Consider the following 19,575-nt stretch of genomic DNA (forward strand, 5'->3'; position numbering starts at 1 on the left):
AAATGCTGGTCATGACGACGTTACGCCGACGCTCAGCGCGGCAACGGTCATCGCCCGCATCACCGCACGAGACCGTGCGGGGCTGTCGGGCTTGAGGCTGTGCGGGGTGGAGTTGAGCAACCCGAATGCGGCGTGCGCCATCAGCCTGGCGTCGGTCTCGGCGAGACCGGGCTGGAGCTCGCGCAGGACGCCCACCCACACTTCGACGTATTGACGCTGGGCCCTGCGCACCTGGCGCTCGGCCGCAGCCGGCAGATAGGTCAGGTCGCGATCCTGGATCCGGATGAGGTCGGGCTCACCGAGGGTGAAGTCGAGGTGAAAGTCGATCAGGCCGTCGAGCGCAGCGGCGGCGTTCGACTCTCGCGAGCGGACCTTGCGCGCTCCGGCCAGTAGTCGGGTGCTGATCCCGACCAGCAGCTCGACCAGCAGCGCCTCCTTGTTGGGGAAGTGCCGATAGATCGCGGGCCCGCTGACGCCCGTTGCCGCGCCGATGTCTTCGAGCCGCACCGCCAGGAAACCGCGTTCGGCGAACAGTCGCTCCGCGGCGGCCAGCAGTTGCAGGCGGCGGTCCGACTTGCGCTGGCTGCGAGGGTTCGGTGCCGGGGTCTGGTCGCCACGCTCGGCCGGGGCGGACGCTGCCATCCAGCCTCCCTAGACAGTTCGGTTAACGGCCACTAACATAACACGAGTTAGTGACCATTAACCGAAATTGGCGTGCAATCGATGACCTCACCGGCGGAAAACCGCACGGCGCATACCGCTCTTGTCGAGCAGTTGCGCGGCAAGCTCGCGACGGCCGCGCTGGGCGGTTCGGAACGCTCCCGCGCCCGCCACGTCGACCGCGGCAAGCTGCTGCCGCGGATGCGCGTCGACGGGCTGCTCGACGCCGGCAGTCCCTTGCTCGAGATCGCGCCGTTGGCCGCCGACGGGATGTATGACGACGAGTGCCCAGGGGCCGGCATCATCACCGGGATCGGCAGGATCTCCGGACGGGAATGCATGATCGTCGCCAACGACGCCACGGTCAAAGGTGGTACCTACTACCCGATTACGGTCAAGAAGCACCTGCGCGCCCAGGAGATCGCCGCGCAGAACCGGCTGCCCTGTATCTATCTGGTCGACTCCGGTGGCGCGTTCCTGCCGCGTCAGGACGAGGTTTTCCCGGATCGCGACCATTTCGGCCGGATATTCTACAACCAGGCCAATCTCAGCGCGCAGGGCATCCCGCAGATCGCCGCCGTGCTCGGATCCTGCACCGCCGGCGGCGCCTACGTTCCGGCGATGAGCGACGAAGCGATCATCGTTCGCAACCAGGGCACCATCTTTCTGGGCGGCCCGCCGCTGGTGAAAGCGGCTACTGGTGAGGTGGTCACGGCCGAGGATCTCGGTGGCGGAGAACTGCATTCGAAGACCTCCGGTGTCACCGACCACCTCGCGCAGGACGACCGCGATGCGTTGCGCATTGTCCGGCGCATCGTATCGACGTTGGGGCCGCGCGAACGACCCATCTGGGATGTGCAGCCGACGGTGGACCCGATCGCCGATCAATCGGAGCTCTACGACGTGGTGCCGGTCGATCCGAGAATTCCGTACGACGTGCACACCGTGATCAACCGGATCGTCGACGGCGGCGAATTCGCCGAATTCAAAGCCGAATACGGCGCCACCCTGATCACCGGGTTCGCCCGCATCCACGGCCACCCTGTCGGCATCGTGGCCAACAACGGGGTGCTGTTCTCTGAATCCGCGGTCAAGGGAGCGCATTTCATCGAGCTGTGCGACAAGCGGATGGTGCCGCTGTTGTTCCTGCAGAACATCTCCGGGTTCATGGTCGGCCGTGAATACGAAGCCGGTGGCATCGCCAAACACGGCGCGAAGATGGTCACCGCGGTGGCCTGCGCGCGGGTGCCCAAGCTGACCGTGGTGATCGGTGGGTCCTACGGCGCAGGCAATTATTCGATGTGCGGGCGGGCGTATTCGCCGCGTTTTCTGTGGATGTGGCCGAACGCGCGGATTTCCGTGATGGGCGGTGAGCAGGCGGCGTCGGTTCTCGCGACGGTGCGTGGGGAGATGACCGCCGAGGAGGAAGAAGCGTTGAAAGCTCCGATCCGCGCCCAATACGAACATCAGGGCAACCCGTACTACTCGACGGCGCGACTCTGGGACGATGGTGTCATCGACCCGGCAGATACCAGAACGGTTGTTGGGCTCGCGCTTTCGGTGACTTCCACCGCGCCGGTCAACCCGGTGTCCTACGGCGTCTTCCGGATGTGAGCGCGATGGGCCTGCATACCGTTCTGGTCGCGAACCGGGGTGAGATCGCCGTTCGGGTGATCCGCACACTCAAGGCGATGGGCATTCGATCGGTGGCCGTCTACAGCGACGCCGACGTCAACGCGCGACACGTCGCCGCGGCCGACGTCGCGATCGCGATCGGTCCGCCGGCGGCACGAGACAGCTATCTCAATGTTGCCGCGATCGTCGACGCGGCCGTGCGCACCGGCGCTCAGGCGGTCCACCCCGGCTACGGATTCCTCTCGGAGAATGCTGATTTCGCGGCTGCTCTGGCATCGGCCGGGATTGCGTTCATCGGGCCGCCGGTGGGCGCCATCCAGACCATGGGCGACAAGATCGCCGCCAAGGGGACCGTGTCGGCCTTCGGCGTGCCGGTGGTACCCGGCGTCGCGCGGCCTGGCCTGACCGACGAGGAACTGATCGTGGCCGCCGAGGACATCGGTTACCCGGTCCTGGTCAAACCGTCCGCCGGTGGCGGCGGCAAGGGCATGCACATGGTTGGGCAGTCGGCAGACCTGCCCGCCGCCCTGGTCAGCGCTCGTCGTGAGTCCGCTGCCGCATTCGGCGACGACACGCTCTTTCTGGAGCGGTTTGTGCTGCGCCCCAGGCATATCGAGGTGCAGGTGCTGGCCGATACGCACGGCAATGTGGTGCATTTCGGGGAGCGGGAGTGCAGCCTGCAGCGCCGGCATCAAAAGGTGATCGAGGAGGCTCCGTCTCCGCTGCTCGATCCCGAGACCCGCGCCCGGATCGGCGCCGCCGCCTGCGATACCGCCCGCAGCGTGGAGTACACCGGCGCGGGCACGGTGGAGTTCATCGTCTCCGCCGACCGGCCCGATGAGTTCTTCTTCATGGAGATGAACACCCGGCTGCAGGTCGAGCATCCCGTCACCGAATTGGTGACCGGATGGGATCTCGTCGAGTGGCAGGTCCGGATCGCGGCAGGGGAGAAGCTGACCGTCGGCCAGGCCGATATCACGTTGCGGGGGCACGCGATCGAAGCGCGGGTTTACGCGGAGGATCCAGCACACGGCTTTCTGCCCACCGGCGGCGATGTGCTGGCGGTGACGGAATCCAACGCGGCCGGCGTGCGGATCGACTCGGGCCTGTCGGCAGGGATGGTTGTCGGCAGCGACTACGATCCCATGTTGGCCAAAGTCATTGCCTATGGTGCGGATCGGGCCGCGGCGCTGCGAACCCTGGATCGGGCGCTGGCAGACACCGCGGTGCTCGGTGTTGTCACCAACATCGAGTTCATTCGTTTCCTGCTGACCGACCCTGACGTCGTCGCGGGCCGGCTCGACACCGGACTGCTGGACCGTCGTGCCGGCGACTTCGTGGCGGCGGAGCCCTCCGATGAACAGTTCGTCGCCGCAGCGGCGTTCCGATGGTTGCGACGTTTTGCTGAGGCGGGTGCCGACCTGTGGGAGGTGCCGTCCGGGTGGCGGATCGGTCGCCGCGCGCCGGTCAGCGTTCGGCTGCGGGCCGGGGACCGCACCGACCACGTGCACGTCGTTGGTGACCCAGGCGCTGCCGAGGTTCGCATTGAAGATGGTGAATCTCGTGTGCTGCAAGCCGCTTTGGTAGGTGACCGGCTGACAGTGACTCTTGACGGGCTGCGAGCCACGTATACCGTTGCAGCGCAGGACAGCAAGATCTGGCTGGCCGGCGACGGCGTCTTCGCGGTGCTCGAGGAGGTCCGCGAGCCATCGGTCCGTGAAGACGAAGAGCTCAGCGGGGACGCCGAGTTGATCAGCCCGATGCCCGGCGCGGTCGTCGCGGTCGGCGTGGACGACGGTGCCGAGGTTTCGGCAGGAACCGTCGTGGTCACGGTCGAAGCGATGAAGATGGAGCACGCGCTGACTGCGCCGGTGGACGGTGTCGTCGAACTTCTTGTCGCCGTTGGCGATCAGGTGAAAGTGGGCCAGCCGCTGGCCCGAATCAAGGCAGGGGACAACGCTGATGACTAATTTTCTGTCGACCGGGACGCTCCCGGACGAATGCCAACAGCTGGCCAAGACGGTCCGCGACTTCGCTCAGAGCGTGGTCGCGCCGGTAGCTGCAAAGCACGACGCCGAACACTCCTTCCCCTACGAAGTGGTGGCCGGGATGGCCGAGATGGGCTTGTTCGGCCTGCCGTTCCCCGAGGAGTGGGGCGGCATGGGCGGCGACTACTTCGCCCTGTGCCTGGCGTTGGAAGAACTGGGCAAGGTCGACCAGAGTGTGGCGATCACCCTCGAGGCTGGGGTTTCGCTGGGCGCGATGCCGGTTTACCGGTTCGGCAGCGAAGCGCAGAAGCAGGAATGGTTGCCGCAGTTGGCCAGTGGACGTGCACTGGGTGCGTTCGGTCTGACCGAGCCGGGTGGCGGCACCGATGCCGGCGCGACGAAAACCACCGCGCAGCTCGACGACGGCCATTGGGTGATCAACGGCTCCAAGCAGTTCATCACCAACTCCGGCACCGACATCACCAAGCTGGTCACCGTCACCGCGGTGACCGGTGAGCGAGATGGCAGGAAGGAGATCTCGTCGATCCTGATTCCCGCGCCCACCAAGGGATTCACCGTGGAGCCCGCCTACGACAAGGTTGGTTGGAACGCCTCGGACACCCACCCGCTGAGCTTCGACGATGTGCGGGTCCCGGAGGCGAATATGCTGGGGGAGCGCGGCCGCGGCTACGCCAACTTCCTGCGCATCCTCGACGAGGGCCGCATCGCGATCGCGGCGCTGTCCACCGGCGTTGCGCAAGGTTGCGTCGACGAGAGTGTCAAGTACGCCCGCGACCGCGAAGCATTCGGGCAAGCGATCGGGCGGTATCAGTCCATCGCGTTCACCATCGCCCGGATGGAGGCCCGCGCGCACACCGCCCGCACCGCCTACTACGACGCAGCGGCGCTGATGCTGGCCGGCAAGCCGTTCAAGAAGCAGGCGGCGATCGCGAAGCTGGTCGCCAGCGAAGCGGCGATGGACAATGCCCGAGACGCCACCCAGGTTCACGGCGGCTACGGGTTCATGAATGAATTCACCGTGGCCCGGCATTACCGGGACAGCAAGATTCTCGAGATCGGTGAGGGGACCACGGAGGTGCAGCTGATGTTGATCGCCCGCGAGGTTGGACTGTGAAGTCGAGTGAGCGGAACGAGCGCCAGCGCGTGACGGGAACGGTGAGCCTGTGACTAATGGCGAGCAGCCGGTCCGGACGGTCGTCCAGCGCGGCCTGTGGTTCGAGGAGTTCGAAACCGGTGTGCGGTATCTGCATCGTCCGGGCCGAACGATCACCGAGGCCGACAATGTATTGTTCACGACGCTGACGATGAATACTCAAGCGCTGCATCTGGATGCCGCGTTCTCCGATGCGCTACCACCGTTCAACCAGCGATTGGTGAACTCGATGTTCACCCTGTCGACGCTGGTCGGCCTTTCGGTCGCGCAACTGACCCAGGGCACCATCGTCGGCAATCTCGGTTTCTCCGACATCGCGTTCCCCAAGCCGCTTTTCCACGGTGACACGCTGTACGCCGAAACCGTCATCCTCGAGAAGCGGGCCTCCGCAAGTCGTCCGGGTGAGGGCATCGTGACGTTCGCGCACACCGGGCGCAACCAGCACGACGAGGTGGTCGCCACCGCGAACCGCAAGACCTTGGTGCGGATGCAGCCACCCGAGTCCGCCGGTGGGGATGACTGATGGGCCTCAGCAATCCCGGGCCGGCGTGGTTGTTCTGCCCGGCCGATCGTCCGGAGCGCTACCACAAGGCCGTCGCGGCAGCCGATGTCGTGATCCTCGATCTCGAGGACGGGTGTGCACCCGCTGATCGGCCTGCCGCGCGCAAAGCACTGGTTGACGTCCAGCTGGATCCGGCTCGAACCGTGGTGCGCGTCAACCAGTTCGGCACCGCCGACCAGGAACTCGATCTCGAAGCGCTCGCGCAAACCCCGTACGACACCGTGATGCTGCCGAAATGTGAAGCAGTCGAACAGATCAGCGCGCTGGCGCCGCTGGACGTGATCGTACTTGTCGAGTCGCCGAAGGGTGCGCTGATCGTGACGGACACCGTCCAGGTGGACAACGCCGTCGCGGTGATGTGGGGGGCTGAGGATCTGTTCGCGGTGCTCGGCGGTACGGCCAACCGCTACCCGGACGGGACGTATCGCGAGGTTGCCCGCCATGTCCGTTCGCAGTCGCTGTTGGCGGCCAAGGCCTACGGTCGACTCGCGCTGGATTCGGTCTATCTCGATATCCAAGACCTCGACGGGCTACGCGCCGAGGTCGATGACGCCGTCGCGGTGGGCTTCGACGCCAAGGTTGCCATCCACCCGAGTCAGGTGCCGGTGATCCGGGCCGGATATGCGCCGTCGCCCAAGCACATCCAATGGGCGCGCGACGTTCTCGCCGCAGCCGTGGATGAACGCGGCGTCTTCGCGTTCGAGGGCGGCATGGTCGATGCACCGGTGTTGCGGCGAGCCGAGCGGATCGTGCACCTGGCCGGTGAAGCCGGCTCGTAGCAGCCCGGCCGGTAGCGCCTACTTCCTTTTGGCCGCATTCAGTCGCGCGGCGAACTCTGGTGACTGGATCGAGTGAGCCTGCGGCCCGAGTTCGGTGTCCTTGGCCTGCTCGTGCAGATCGACATCGAACGCACCCGGGCTGGCGGTAGCGCGCATGGTGGCTTTGGTGGCAAGCACCACCTCGCGCGGCGCAGCCGCCGGGCCGGCCGCCAACTCCAGTGCGGCGGCAACCGGGTCGTCGGCGATGCTGAGCGCAAGGCCATGCCGCACAGCGGATTCCGCGTCGAAGCGCATGCCGAACAGCAGCGCGGCGCGGGCCACCTGCGGTCCGACTCCGCGGTGCAGCATCCACGTCGCGCCGCCGCCGGGATGAATCCCTAGCTTCTGGAAACGGCTGTCGAACAACGCGTTTGGCCCCGCTATGCGCACGTCGGCAGCGAGCGCCAAGTTCAGTCCGGCACCAACGGCGGGGCCGTTGACGGCAGCGATCGTCGGCAGCGTGCACTTGCCCACGGCCATGAAGCCGTCGTAGAGCCGGCGCAATCCCTCCTCGGCGGCGCCGCCCAGGGCGCCGAGGTCAGCTCCGGCACAAAACGCCTTGCCGGCACCGGTGACGACCACCGCATGCACGTCGGCGTCAGCCTCGGCGCGTTCTACGGCGGCGCGCAGCTGCGTTGACATGTCGCTGGTGACGGCATTGCGGCGGTCTGGGTCGTTGACGGTGATCAGCGCGACGCGGTCGGCGACATCGAACAAGACCAGGGACATCGGGGACCTCCGTAGATCGGCCGGGCGACGGCATATGGCGCACCGCTGGAAGACACGCGCCACGGGTGACTTATCGGCCACATTGGCACCTGAGCTGCACCCCCGGCAGGATTCGAACCTGCGACCACAAGATTAGAAGTCATGTGCTCTATCCAGCTGAGCTACGGGGGCCGAGGAGTTCAAGCCCAGGTCAGTGTAGCCAACCGGAGAAACGAGTAATCCTGACCTCGCAACGCCGTCCGAAATGGCGCTGGCGCGGATAGCAATTGGTCTAGTGTGAGGCCTGCCACACGCCCCGGGGGACAGTAATGCTGCGGGAATCGTGTGCGCAACGGACCTCATCGACGAGGAGCGGCAAAGGCATGACCGTAGCCATTGATGTCAGGACGCGCTGTTCCCAGGCGCGTAGCGAAATGCTGCAGCTCGCTGCGATGCCGCTCGAGGCGTATCGCACCGGCGCATTGTTGCTGCGTGGCTCGCCCGTGGTGGCGCGCTTTCTGGCAGGTTGGCTCTCCGCTGAGTTCCCCCCGCACGTCGTCACCGGTCATGCCCTGTCCGGTGTGGCGCCCCTCGACCGATTGGCGACGACCTGGGCCGCGCAGCGGGCAGACCAGGTGCTGACCTCGGCTTTGGCCGAATCGTTGGGCCCGAACTACCGCGACGAGGTCATCCAGCCGATCGACCGCCCCGCGTGTCGGGGACGCGTCGGCCTGCTGCAAGCGGCCGGGCACCGCCGCCGCTACGCAGCCCAGACGTCGGACATCGTCTACGGCCCGAATCCGCGCGACAACATGCTCGACATCTGGCGTCACCGCGACGTCAAAGCAGGAGGCCGTGCGCCGGTGGTTCTGCAGATCCCGGGTGGCGCCTGGACGGTCAACGGTCGTCGGCCGCAGGCGTATCCACTGATGAGCCGGCTGGTCGAGCAGGGGTGGATCTGCGTGTCGATCGATTACCGCAAGAGCCCCCGCAACGCGTGGCCCGCGCACATCATCGACGTCAAGCGCGCGCTGGCCTGGGTTCGGCAGAACATCGCCGACTACGGCGGCGATCCCGACTTCATCTCGGTCACCGGCGGCTCTGCTGGTGGGCACCTCGCGTCGCTGGTCGCGCTCACCGCCAACGAGGAGCGGTTGCAGCCAGGCTTCGAGGATGTCGACACGACGGTGCAGGCGGCGGCGCCGTACTACGGCATTTACGACCTGACCGACGACACGAAAATGCACGAAATGATGATGCAGTTCCTCGAGATGTTCGTCATCAAAGAGCGCTACGCCGACAACCCGGAAGTCTACGAATTCGCTTCGCCGATCTCGCATGTGCACCATGACGCTCCGCCGTTCTTCGTGCTGCACGGTGAAAGCGATTCGGTGATCCCGAGTAAGCAGGCACGCACCTTCGTCGACGCACTTCGTGGGGCCAGCGCCAACACGGTTGGCTACGCGGAGCTTCCACACGCGCACCACGCTTTTGACCTGTTCTCCACGGTGCGGTCCAGGTTTGCCGCTAACGCTGTGGCCGACTTCCTCGGTGTGGTCTACGGGCGGTACGCGCGCTCACAGTTAACGCTTTCGTGTGAGCGCGCCAACCCGGCCAGCTGAATGCAGCAGGCCAAAACCGTCCTGTCATAGTTAATTCAGCTATCCGCCAGCGGATTTCACCGACCATCGTGGGCGGGTGAATTCGGCGTTCTGATCCGCACATTTGGCTACCGTCGTCGGGCCGACCCGACTACGTTGGAAGGGCGCATACATCATGCTGGCAAACAATCAGCTGACGTCGCGGGGGCGTGACGGTGGGACGGTTCCGAAACGGGAGGCTTGAGTGGCGAACGCGGTGTCGGCGAGCGCGGCGACCAGACGGAGGATGAGCTGTGGCTGAGCAGCTCGACGCCGCCGGAATGCCCACGGCGCTGGGGCCGGTCGATTACCTCTTGCATCGCGGGGAGGCCAATCCTCGGACCCGCTCAGGGATCATGGCACTAGAGATTCTGGACCGCACACCGGATTGGGAGCGGTTCCGCACCCGCTTCGAGAACGCATCGCGAAAGGCGTTACGGCTTCGGCAGAAGGTGGTCGTGCCGACGTTGCCGACCGCCTCGCCACGCTGGGTCATCGATCCCGATTTCAACCTGGATTTTCATGTCCGCCGGATGCGGGTGCCCGAGCCGGGTTCGCTGCGACAGGTCCTCGACATCGCGGAGTTGATGATCCAGTCGCCGCTCGACATCGCCCGGCCGCTGTGGACGGCCACCCTGATCGAGGGTCTTCCCGGTGGCAAGGCCGCGACTCTGTTGCATCTGTCGCACGCCGTCACCGACGGCGTGGGCAGTGTGGAGATGTTTGCCCACATCTACGACCTCGAGCGCGATCCAGCGGAGCAACCGACACCGAGCGAGCCCATTCCGCAAGATCTATCGGCCAACGACCTGATGCGCGAGGGGCTCAACAACCTGGCCATCAACGTGGTCAGGGGCGCAGGCGGCGTGTTGTGGGGTGCGGCGACGGGCCTCGGGCGGGCGGTGTCCCGTCCGAGCGCTGCGTTGTCGGGTGCGCTGAGATACGCCCGTTCGGGGGCGCGGGTGGTGAGCCGCGCCGCTGAGCCGTCTCCGCTGCTTCGTCGCCGCAGCCTGGCCACCCGCAGCGAGGCCATCGACATCAGGCTTTCCGATCTGCACCGGGCGGCCAAAGCCGGTGGCGGCTCGATCAACGACGCCTACCTGGCCGCTCTGTCCGGTGCACTGGGGCGCTACCACGAAGCCCTCGGAGTGCCGATCTCAACGCTGCCGATGGCGGTTCCGGTCAACCTGCGGGCCGAGTCCGATGCGGCTGGCGGCAACCACTTTACCGGCGTCAACCTGGCGGCCCCGATCGGTACCAAGGATCCGGTCGCTCGCATGCAGAAGATTCGGTTGCAGATGACCCAGCGTCGCGACGAACCCGCGATGGACATCATCGGGTCGATTGCGCCGGTGTTGAGCGTGTTGCCGGGGCCGCTGCTGGAATCGATGACGGGATCGGTGGTCGGCTCCGATGTGCAGGCCAGCAACGTGCCGGTGTATCCCGGCGACACTTTCCTGGTCGGGGCAAAGGTGTTGCGGCAGTACGGAATTGGCCCGTTGCCCGGTGTGGCGATGATGGTGGTGCTGATTTCCCGAGGTGGCTACTGCACCGTCACCGCCCGCTACGACCGTGCCGCAATCCGCGACGAAAAGCTGTTCGCCAAGTGTCTATTGGACGGTTTCAACGAAATCCTCGCGTTGGCAGGTGATCCCGCTCCGCAGGCGGCGCCGGCTTCGTTTGATCCCGATCCGTCCGAGACGTCCGAGCGATCGGTGGTAAGCACATGAGCCGCGCCGGCGACGATAGACCGGGCAGCGCGATCCGGGAGGGTCAGGAGGAGCGGCGCAGATGAGCCAGGAAGAATCGAAGAAGCCGCCGCGCGATCTCCGGCTACCGGGCTCGGTTGCCGAGATCATGGCCAGCCCGTCCGGACCCGAGGTCGGTGCGTTCTTTGACCTCGACGGAACGTTGGTGGCCGGCTTCACCGCCATCATCCTGACCCAGGAACGCTTGCGGCGCCGCGACATGGGTGTTGGCGAGCTGATCAGCATGGTCACCGCCGGCTTGAACCATCAACTCGGGCGTATCGAGTTCGAAGAGCTGATCAGCAAAGCCTCGGGCGCGTTACGCGGCCGCGTGCTGAGCGACCTCGACGAGATCGGCGAGCGACTGTTCGTGCAGCGCATCGAGTCCCGGATCTACCCGGAGATGCGCGAACTGGTTCGCGCCCACCTGGCCCGCGGGCACACCGTCGTGCTCAGCTCGTCGGCGCTCACCATCCAGGTCGCACCGGTGGCGAAGTTCCTCGGCATCCTGAACACCCTGACCAACAAGTTCGAGACGGACGAGGACGGCATTCTCACCGGCGGCGTCGTCGCCCCCATCCTGTGGGGACCGGGCAAGGCAGCCGCAGTGCAGAAGTTCGCCGGCGAGCACGGGATTGATCTCACGGACAGCTATTTCTATGCCGACGGGGATGAAGACGTCGCGCTGATGTATCTGGTCGGTAATCCGCGGCCGACCAACCCCGAGGGCAAGATGGCCGCGGTTGCCAAGCGACGTGGGTGGCCGATTCTGCGGTTCACCAGTCGTAGCGGCGGCGGCATCACCGCGCAGCTGCGCACACTGGCCGGCGTCGGATCGGTGGTTCCGGTTGCGGCCGGCGCGCTCGGCATCGGATTGCTGACCCGCAGCAGGCGTCGCGGGGTCAACTTCTTCACCGCGACGTGGTCGCAGATGTTGTTGACCGCCAGCGGTGTTCAGCTGAATATCGTGGGCGAAGAGAATCTCACCGCCGAGCGGCCGGCGGTGTTCATCTTCAACCACCGCAACCAGGCGGACCCCGTCATCGTCGGCGCGCTGATCCGCGACAACTGGGTTGCGGTGGGCAAGAAGGAACTCGAGAGAGACCCGATCATGGGCACGCTCGGCAAGGTGCTCGATTCCGTCTTCATCGACCGGGACAATCCGACGGCCGCCGTCGAAACGTTGCATCAGGTGGAAGAGCGTGCGAGGCAAGGGCTGTCCATCATGATTGCGCCCGAGGGCACCAGACTGGACACCACCAGCGTCGGGCCGTTCAAGAAGGGTCCGTTCCGGATGGCGATGTCGGTGGGCATACCGATCGTGCCGATCGTGATTCGCAACGCCGAAATCATCGCCGCGCGTAACTCGACCACGATGAACCCCGGCACGGTGGATGTCGCTGTCTTTCCGCCGATTTCCGTCGCCGACTGGACAGTGGACAAGCTTTCGGATCGGATCGCCGAGGTGCGTCAGCTGTATCTGGACGCGCTGGCCGACTGGCCGGTCGACGAGCTGCCTGACCACGACGTGTACCGGAAGAAACCGGCACCCCGCAAGGCGCCGCAAAAGGCCACCAAGGCCGCGCCGGCGAAGAAAGCCGCGCCTGCGAAGAAAGCCGCGCCGGCCAAGAAAGCCGCGCCCGCCAAGAAGGCCGCGCCCGCCAAGAAGGCCCCGCCCGCCAAGAAGGCCCCGCCCGCGAAGAAAGCCGCGCCCGCGAAGAAGGCCGCCGCGAAAAAGGCGGCCAAGGCAGTTCAACCCAAGGCGGCACCACGCAAAGCGACCAAAGCGCAACCGAATACGCCTCGGCCAAAGGGACGATCGTGACCACCCCGTCCGCCGACTCCGCCACGCTCACCGCGAGCGATGACACGTTGGTGCTGGCGTCGGCATCGTCGGCGATCGAGTCGAAACTGCTGGCAACGTGGCTGGATCAGCAACGCGCCCGGCATCCGGAGACCAAGCTCGAGGTGCTGGCCCTGCCCGAGCAGGACTCGTCGCCAGGTGCGATGGCGCAACTCGTCGAGCAGCTCGAGTTGGATGAGGACCGCTCGATCGTGCCGGTTCGGGTCTTCTGGATGCCGGCGGCCGACGCGACGGCGCTGAACCGGGTGACGGCGTTGCTCCCGGGGCAAAATCCCTACCAGCCCAGCGAACGTCAGCAGCGCCACATCCTGCGGTCCGACCGTGCCCGCGCCCAAGTGGTGGCCGGCGAGTCGGCCAAGGTATCCGAGCTTCGTCAACAATGGCGCGACATCACTATCGGCGACAATCCCCGTGAATTCGCGCATTTCGTCACGCGCCGGGCTCTGCTGGCGATGGAACGCGCCGAATACCGAATCCTCGGACCGCAATACAAATCGCCGCGGCTGGTCCGCCCAGAGATCATGGCATCTGCGCGCTTTCGTGCCGGCCTGGAGAAAATCCCGGGTGCCGACCTCGAGCAAGCCGGGAAGATGCTCGACGAACTCGCCACCGGGTGGAGCCGGGTGTCGGTCGACCTCGTCTCCGTGCTCGGCAGGTTGTTCAGCCGAGGGTTTGATCGCGATATCGACTACGACGAGTACCAGGTCGCCAAGCTTCGCACGGCGCTGGAATCGCATCCGGCGGTGTTGCTGTTCTCGCACCGCTCCTACATCGACGGCGCGGTGATGCCGGTGGCGATGCAGGAGAATCGGCTGCCGCCGGTGCATGTATTCGCCGGCGTGAACTTGGCTTTCGGGGTCATGGGACCGCTGCTGCGCCGCGCCGGAACCATCTTCATCCGCCGCAACATCGGCAACGATCCGGTCTACAAGTACGTGCTCAAGGAGTACGTCGGCTATGTGGTGGAGAAGCGGTTCAACCTGAGCTGGTCCATCGAGGGCACCCGGTCGCGCACCGGAAAGATGTTGCCGCCCAAGCTCGGGCTGATGAGTTACGTGGCCGATGCGTATCTGGACGGCCGCAGTGATGACATTCTGCTGCAAGGGGTTTCGATCAGCTTCGATCAGCTGCACGAGACGGCCGAATACGCCGCCTACGCCCGCGGCGGCGAGAAGCGTGCCGAGGGCCTGAGCTGGATGTACAACTTCATCAAAGCCCAGGGCGAACGCAACTACGGCAAGATCTACGTCCGCTTTCCCGAAGCGGTGTCGATGCGCGACTATCTCGGCCCACACGGCCAGGCGGTCGACGACGAAGCCGCCAAACGGCTTGCGCTGCAGAAGATGTCGTTCGAGGTCGCCTGGCGGATCCTGCAGTCAACCCCGGTCAACGCGACCGGCCTGGTATCTGCGCTGCTGCTGACCACGCACGGGCTGGCGCTGACCTGCACGCAGCTGCATCACACTCTGCAGGATTCGCTCGACTACCTCGAGCGCAAGAACACGCCGATGTCCACTAGCGCGCTGCGGCTGCGGACACCCGAAGGAGTCCGCGCGGCGGTAGACTCGCTGTCGAATGGTCATCCGGTCACCCGGGTGGACAGCGGCCGAGAACCGGTGTGGCGCATCGCCCCTGAGAACGAACACACCGCGGCGTTCTACCGCAACTCCGTCATCCACGCGTTCCTGGAGACCGTGATCGTCGAGCTGGCGCTGGCCTACGCGGCGCGGGTCGATGGGGACCGGCTCGAGGCATTCTGGACCCAGGCGATGCGGCTGCGGGACCTGCTGAAATTCGACTTCTACTTCGCCGATTCGGCCGCATTCCGCCAGAACCTCGCCGACGAGATGGCCTGGAACGACGGCTGGGAAGCAAAGGTCGCGGCGGGCTCCGAGGAGATCGAAGCGATGCTCTACGCGAAGCGACCACTGATGTCGGACGCGATGCTGCGGGTGTTCTTCGAGGCCTACGAGATCGTCGCCGATGTGTTGCGAGACGCCCCGGCGGAGATCGGGGCCAAGGAGCTCACCCAGTTGGCGCTCGGCGTCGGCAAGCAGTACGCCGCGCAAGGGCGCGTGCGCAGCAACGAACCAGTGTCGACATTGCTGTTCGACACCGCGCGCCAGGTCGTCGCTGACCAGAAGTTGCTCGAGCCCGCAACCGACCTCGCCGAGCGACGGGTCGCCTTCCGTCGCGAATTGCTAGCCATCCTCGGGGATTTCGATCACGTTGCGCTCATCGCGCGCAAACAGTTTGCCGCCCGTGAGGCTGAGGCCCGCGGCGCGAGTCAGTCTTAGGCAACGCGCCCGTACTCTTTGGGTATGACGGGTACTCCGGCCGCAACGCGCCGCGCGCTGGCGTGGCCGATGCTCGTGGCGGTGGCAGCGCTGGCCGGTTGCACCGCCGCGGGGATCGGGGTGCTGTCGCTGACAGCGGCGCTGACCGCGACCGGATTGCCCGATCCGGGCCCGGTGACCACGCTCGGCCTGCCGTTCGTGCGGGCCGCCGGCGAGGTCGCAGCCGTGGTTGCGGTCGGATCCTTCTTGATGGCCGCATTTCTTGTCCCGCCGCAAGGCAACGGCGTCCTCGACGCCGACGGCTATCGCGCGCTGCGCGTCGGGACCGTGGCGGCCGGAACATGGGCGGTGTGCGCCGCGCTGTTGGTGCCGCTGACCATCTCGGACATATCCGGTCAGCCCTTCACCGCTCACCTGAACCCCGCGAGTCTGTGGTCGCTGGCCGGCATCATCAACATCTCGGCGGCGTGGCGGTGGACCGCACTGCTGGCTGCGGTGCTGACGGTGGCCAGCCTTCCGGTGCTGCGCTGGTCGTGGACGCCGTTGCTGCTGGCCGGGTCGCTGGTGACGCTGATACCGCTCGGGCTGACCGGTCACTCGTCGGCCGGCGGTTCGCATGACCTGGCCACCAACAGCCTGCTGATCCACTTGGTCGCCGGGAGCCTGTGGGCCGGCGGCCTGCTGGCGCTGCTGACACACGTGGTTCGCGGTGGGCAGCACGCCGATCTGGCCGCGCGACGGTTCTCGACGATCGCGTTGTGGTGCTTCGGCGCCATGGCGGTCAGCGGCGTCGTCAACGCATTGGTGCGGGTCCGCCCATCGGATCTGCTGTCCAGTGACTATGGACACCTGGTCATCGTCAAATTCGTGGCACTGTGCCTGCTCGGAATCCTTGGTTGGCGTCAACGTCGCACCGGAGTCCTTGCGCTGCAAGCGGATCCGACATCACGAGCGCAACTGATCCGGCTGGCTCTGATCGAGGCGCTGTTGTTCGGTCTCACGTTCGGTGTCGCTGTCGGGCTGGGTCGCACCCCGCCTCCACCGCTGCCGATCGGCATCCCCTCGATATCGGACGTGAAAATTGGTTATGACTTCGACGGACCGCTGACTACGGTCCGGGTGCTCCTCGATTGGCGGTTCGACCTGATCTTCGGCTCGGCGGCGATCATCTTCGCCGCGCTGTACGTGGCCGGGGTGCTGCGGCTGCGGCGCCGTGGTGACGCATGGCCGATGGGCCGGACCGTGGCCTGGTTGCTGGGCTGTCTGGCGTTGCTGTTCGTCAGCTCGTCCGGGATGGGCCGCTACATGCCGGTGATGTTCAGCATGCACATGGCGGCGCACATGATGCTGTCGATGCTGGTGCCGGTGCTGCTGGTGCTGGGCGGTCCGGTCGGCCTGGCGTTGCGGGCGCTGCCGGCTGCCGGCAGTGCGAATCCGCCCGGCATGCGGGAGTGGGTGCTTGCGGCACTGCACAGCAAGGTCTCGAAGTTCCTGACCAACCCCCTGGTCGCGACGGCATTGTTCGTTGCCGGGTTCTACGGGCTCTACCTGGGCGGCCTTTTCGACGCTGCGGTCGGCAGCCACATCGGCCACGTCATCATGAACGTGCACTTCCTGGCCAGCGGCTACCTGTTCTATTGGGTGGTCATCGGCGTGGACCCGACGCCGCGGCCGATCCCGCCGATCGCCAAGGTGGCCGTCGTGTTCGCGTCGCTGCCGTTGCACGCCTTCTTCGCCGTCATCTTGATGAGCATGGACAAAGTGCTCGGCGGGAGCTTCTACCGATCGCTGCACCTGAGCTGGCACACCGATTTGCTGGGTGACCAGCGGCTCGGCGGTGGAATGGCTTGGGCCGCAGGGGAAATACCGCTGGCGGTGGTGATGATCGCGCTGCTGGTGCAGTGGTCGCGCAGTGATCGGCGGACCGCCCGTCGACTCGATCGTGCCGCCGACCGCGACGATGACGCCGAGCTGGTGGCCTACAACGCGATGCTCGTCGAGCTGGCCCGCGGCGATGCGCCGGGCCAGCGCTCACACCCCTAGCTTTCCGCGAACCGGGAGCCGGGGCTGGAGTTCTTGCCGAACCACGACCGTGGGTTCCGTTTCGCGCTTTCCCACAGTCGCGCCTTTATCCCCAGGATCGCTGAGTCCGCCGCACCGATCGGGTTCGCCGTCGGTAACCCGGAGCTGAATGGCCGGCAGGCAGCACCGGTTGCGGTGCATAGGAGAAACGAGGAACCAGAAATGTTCGAAACGCCAGTGACCGTGGTCGGAAACGTGGTCAACGACCTGAAGCGCCGCCAAGTCGGTGACCAGGAGGTTCTGAAATTCCGGGTCGCGAGCAATTCCCGGCGCCGCGCAGCCGATGGCAACTGGGAGCCCGGCAACTCGCTGTTCGTCACCGTCAACTGCTGGGGCCGGCTGGTCTCCGGTGTTGGCGCTTCGCTGGGTAAGGGTTCGCCGGTGATCGTGTCCGGACACCTTTACACCAGCGAATACGAGGACCGCGACGGCAATCAGCGATCGACTCTGGAGATGCGCGCGATCGCGGTCGGCCCCGATCTGTCCCGCTGTATCGCGCGGGTGGAGAAGACCGTCTCGCCCGGATCGGTGACCGCTGCGATCGAGGCTGACGAGGCGAAGGAACCGGACAGCGCGGACGGCGATTCCGCTGCGGAGGCACCGCTGCCGATGTCGGCTTAGAAGCCCGGCGGGCAAGTTGCCTAGGATGGGGCGCGAGCTACACCCCGCAATCAGAAAGGCAACACCGCCGCATGGCTGAGTTCATCTACACGATGAAGAAGGTCCGCAAGGCGCACGGCGACAAAGTCATCCTCGACGACGTCACCTTGAGCTTCTATCCGGGCGCCAAGATCGGTGTCGTCGGCCCCAACGGGGCGGGTAAGTCGAGCGTCTTGCGGATCATGGCCGGATTGGACAAGGCCAACAACGGCGAGGCCTTCCTGGCCCCCGGCGCGACGGTCGGCATCCTGCAGCAGGAACCACCGCTGAACGAGGAGAAGACCGTTCGCGGCAACGTCGAGGAAGGGCTGGGCGACATCAAAGTCAAGCTCGACCGCTTCAACGAAGTCGCCGAGTTGATGGCCACCGATTACTCCGACGAGTTGATGGAGGAAATGGGCCAACTGCAGGAAGAGCTCGACCACGCCGACGCGTGGGATCTCGACTCGCAGCTGGAGCAGGCAATGGACGCGCTGCGTTGCCCGCCGCCCGACGAGCCGGTGACGCACCTGTCCGGCGGTGAGCGGCGCCGCGTGGCGCTGTGCAAGCTGCTGCTGTCCAAGCCGGACCTGCTGCTGCTCGACGAGCCGACCAACCACCTCGACGCCGAGAGTGTGCAGTGGCTCGAGCAGCACCTGGCCGCCTACGAGGGCGCGGTTCTGGCGGTCACCCACGACCGCTACTTCCTCGACAACGTGGCGCAGTGGATCTTGGAGCTCGACCGCGGCCGCGCCTACCCCTACGAGGGCAACTACTCCACCTACCTGGAGAAGAAGGCCGAGCGGATCTCGGTGCAGGGCCGCAAGGACGTCAAACTGCAGAAGCGGCTCACCGAGGAGTTGGCTTGGGTCCGGTCCGGCGCCAAGGCCCGGCAGGCCAAGAGCAAGGCCCGTCTGCAGCGCTACGAGGAAATGGCGGCCGAGGCCGAGAAGACGCGCAAGCTCGACTTCGAAGAGATCCAGATCCCGACCGGTCCGCGGCTGGGCAACCTGGTGGTCGAGGTCGACCATCTCGACAAGGGCTTCGAAGGTCGCACCCTGATCAAGGATCTGTCCTTCACGCTGCCCCGCAACGGCATCGTCGGCGTGATCGGTCCCAACGGTGTGGGTAAGACCACGCTGTTCAAGACCATCGTCGGGCTCGAGCAGCCGGACAGCGGCGTCGTCAAGGTCGGCGAAACTGTGAAGCTGAGCTACGTCGACCAGTCACGCGGCGGGCTCGACCCGAAGAAGAATGTCTGGCAGACCGTCTCCGAGGGGTTGGACTACATCCAGGTCGGGCAGAACGAGATTCCGTCGCGGGCCTACGTGTCGGCGTTCGGTTTCAAGGGCCCCGACCAGCAGAAGCCGGCCGGCGTGCTCTCCGGTGGTGAACGCAACAGGCTCAACCTGGCGCTCACGTTGAAAGAGGGCGGCAACCTGATCCTGCTCGACGAGCCGACCAACGACCTCGATGTCGAGACGCTCGGTTCCCTGGAGAACGCGCTGGAGAAGTTCCCGGGCTGCGCGGTGGTGATCTCGCACGACCGCTGGTTCCTCGACCGGACCTGCACGCACATCCTGGCGTGGGAGGGCGACGGCGAGCACGAAGCCAAATGGTTCTGGTTCGAGGGCAACTTCGGCTCCTACGAGGAGAACAAGATCGAGCGCCTCGGAGCTGACGCGGCGCGTCCGCACCGGGTAACTCACCGAAGGCTCACACGCGATTAATGTCAGGCGTGCCAGCGTTGGTGGTATGCG

14 protein-coding genes and 1 tRNA gene are annotated in these 19,575 nt (G+C 65.9%); 12 read left to right on the forward strand and 3 right to left on the reverse strand.

Annotated elements, in window-relative coordinates:
* Positions 1-9: 9 nt before the first annotated feature.
* Positions 10-642 (reverse strand): SACE_7040 family transcriptional regulator, encoded by a 633-nt coding sequence (locus ACQY5A_RS16670; RefSeq protein WP_428341407.1) that lies wholly within the window; start codon positions 640-642, stop codon positions 10-12.
* A gap of 81 nt (positions 643-723) precedes the next feature.
* On the opposite strand from ACQY5A_RS16670, the gene ACQY5A_RS16675 reads away from it, so the two are divergent.
* The 5 genes from ACQY5A_RS16675 to ACQY5A_RS16695 are packed head-to-tail and all read left to right on the forward strand — an operon-like array spanning position 724 to position 6,798.
* Complete coding sequence (locus tag ACQY5A_RS16675) at positions 724-2,274, forward strand: carboxyl transferase domain-containing protein (RefSeq protein WP_428341408.1); 1,551 nt, start codon at positions 724-726, stop codon at positions 2,272-2,274.
* A 5-nt stretch (positions 2,275-2,279) separates the two neighbouring features.
* Complete coding sequence (locus tag ACQY5A_RS16680) at positions 2,280-4,265, forward strand: biotin carboxylase N-terminal domain-containing protein (protein WP_428341409.1); 1,986 nt, start codon at positions 2,280-2,282, stop codon at positions 4,263-4,265.
* Complete coding sequence (locus ACQY5A_RS16685; protein ID WP_428341410.1) at positions 4,258-5,418, forward strand: acyl-CoA dehydrogenase family protein; 1,161 nt, start codon at positions 4,258-4,260, stop codon at positions 5,416-5,418. Before ACQY5A_RS16680 ends, ACQY5A_RS16685 begins: the two co-directional genes overlap by 8 nt.
* A 49-nt stretch (positions 5,419-5,467) precedes the next feature.
* Complete coding sequence (locus ACQY5A_RS16690; protein WP_428338523.1) at positions 5,468-5,980, forward strand: MaoC family dehydratase; 513 nt, start codon at positions 5,468-5,470, stop codon at positions 5,978-5,980.
* Positions 5,980-6,798: an HpcH/HpaI aldolase/citrate lyase family protein gene (locus ACQY5A_RS16695; RefSeq protein ID WP_428341411.1), complete on the forward strand. Its 819-nt coding sequence runs from the start codon at positions 5,980-5,982 to the stop codon at positions 6,796-6,798. The genes ACQY5A_RS16690 and ACQY5A_RS16695 overlap by 1 nt, the downstream gene beginning before the upstream one ends.
* Positions 6,799-6,816: 18 nt before the next feature.
* Here the strand turns inward: ACQY5A_RS16695 and ACQY5A_RS16700 are convergent, their stop codons facing one another.
* The gene (locus ACQY5A_RS16700) at positions 6,817-7,566 is read right to left on the reverse strand and encodes an enoyl-CoA hydratase (RefSeq protein ID WP_428341412.1); all 750 of its coding nucleotides are present in this window, start codon (positions 7,564-7,566) and stop codon (positions 6,817-6,819) included.
* A gap of 97 nt (positions 7,567-7,663) precedes the next feature.
* Positions 7,664-7,737, reverse strand: a tRNA-Arg gene (locus tag ACQY5A_RS16705).
* Positions 7,738-7,928: 191 nt separating this feature from the next.
* On the opposite strand from ACQY5A_RS16705, the gene ACQY5A_RS16710 reads away from it, so the two are divergent.
* From ACQY5A_RS16710 to ettA, 7 genes are all read left to right on the forward strand, one after another.
* Entirely contained in the window at positions 7,929-9,167 is a 1,239-nt protein-coding gene (locus tag ACQY5A_RS16710; RefSeq protein WP_428341413.1) for an alpha/beta hydrolase fold domain-containing protein, read from the forward strand.
* 272 nt (positions 9,168-9,439) lie between these two features.
* Positions 9,440-10,915, forward strand: a complete 1,476-nt coding sequence (locus ACQY5A_RS16715) for a wax ester/triacylglycerol synthase family O-acyltransferase (protein WP_428341414.1) — start codon at positions 9,440-9,442, stop codon at positions 10,913-10,915.
* Between the two features lie 61 nt (positions 10,916-10,976).
* Positions 10,977-12,758 carry an HAD-IB family hydrolase gene (locus ACQY5A_RS16720; RefSeq protein ID WP_428341415.1) on the forward strand — a complete coding sequence of 594 codons (1,782 nt, stop codon included), beginning with the start codon at positions 10,977-10,979 and terminating at the stop codon, positions 12,756-12,758.
* Entirely contained in the window at positions 12,755-15,094 is a 2,340-nt protein-coding gene (locus ACQY5A_RS16725; protein ID WP_428341416.1) for a glycerol-3-phosphate 1-O-acyltransferase, read from the forward strand. The genes ACQY5A_RS16720 and ACQY5A_RS16725 overlap by 4 nt, the downstream gene beginning before the upstream one ends.
* A gap of 24 nt (positions 15,095-15,118) precedes the next feature.
* Entirely contained in the window at positions 15,119-17,137 is a 2,019-nt protein-coding gene (locus ACQY5A_RS16730) for a cytochrome c oxidase assembly protein (RefSeq protein ID WP_428341417.1), read from the forward strand.
* A gap of 201 nt (positions 17,138-17,338) precedes the next feature.
* The gene (gene ssb, locus ACQY5A_RS16735; protein WP_428341418.1) at positions 17,339-17,797 is read left to right on the forward strand and encodes a single-stranded DNA-binding protein; all 459 of its coding nucleotides are present in this window, start codon (positions 17,339-17,341) and stop codon (positions 17,795-17,797) included.
* A gap of 71 nt (positions 17,798-17,868) precedes the next feature.
* On the forward strand, positions 17,869-19,545 hold the full coding sequence (gene ettA / locus ACQY5A_RS16740) for an energy-dependent translational throttle protein EttA (RefSeq protein WP_428341419.1): 1,677 nt from the start codon (positions 17,869-17,871) through the stop codon (positions 19,543-19,545).
* Positions 19,546-19,575: the final 30 nt, after the last annotated feature.

The sequence above is a fragment of the Mycobacterium sp. genome (genome assembly GCF_965277065.1).
Classification (GTDB): domain Bacteria; phylum Actinomycetota; class Actinomycetes; order Mycobacteriales; family Mycobacteriaceae; genus Mycobacterium.

Excerpts from the sequence above, each read along its gene's own strand:
- ettA (WP_428341419.1), top strand. The coding sequence starts at position 17,869 with ATGGCTGAGTTCATCTACACGATGAAGAAGGTCCGCAAGGCGCACGGC.
- ACQY5A_RS16695 (WP_428341411.1), top strand. The coding sequence starts at position 5,980 with ATGGGCCTCAGCAATCCCGGGCCGGCGTGGTTGTTCTGCCCGGCCGAT.
- ACQY5A_RS16720 (WP_428341415.1), top strand. The coding sequence starts at position 10,977 with ATGAGCCAGGAAGAATCGAAGAAGCCGCCGCGCGATCTCCGGCTACCG.
- ACQY5A_RS16680 (WP_428341409.1), top strand. The coding sequence starts at position 2,280 with ATGGGCCTGCATACCGTTCTGGTCGCGAACCGGGGTGAGATCGCCGTT.
- ACQY5A_RS16700 (WP_428341412.1), bottom strand. The coding sequence starts at position 7,566 with ATGTCCCTGGTCTTGTTCGATGTCGCCGACCGCGTCGCGCTGATCACC.
- ACQY5A_RS16685 (WP_428341410.1), top strand. The coding sequence starts at position 4,258 with ATGACTAATTTTCTGTCGACCGGGACGCTCCCGGACGAATGCCAACAG.
- ssb (WP_428341418.1), top strand. The coding sequence starts at position 17,339 with ATGTTCGAAACGCCAGTGACCGTGGTCGGAAACGTGGTCAACGACCTG.
- ACQY5A_RS16675 (WP_428341408.1), top strand. The coding sequence starts at position 724 with ATGACCTCACCGGCGGAAAACCGCACGGCGCATACCGCTCTTGTCGAG.
- ACQY5A_RS16730 (WP_428341417.1), top strand. The coding sequence starts at position 15,119 with ATGACGGGTACTCCGGCCGCAACGCGCCGCGCGCTGGCGTGGCCGATG.
- ACQY5A_RS16710 (WP_428341413.1), top strand. The coding sequence starts at position 7,929 with ATGACCGTAGCCATTGATGTCAGGACGCGCTGTTCCCAGGCGCGTAGC.
- ACQY5A_RS16670 (WP_428341407.1), bottom strand. The coding sequence starts at position 642 with ATGGCAGCGTCCGCCCCGGCCGAGCGTGGCGACCAGACCCCGGCACCG.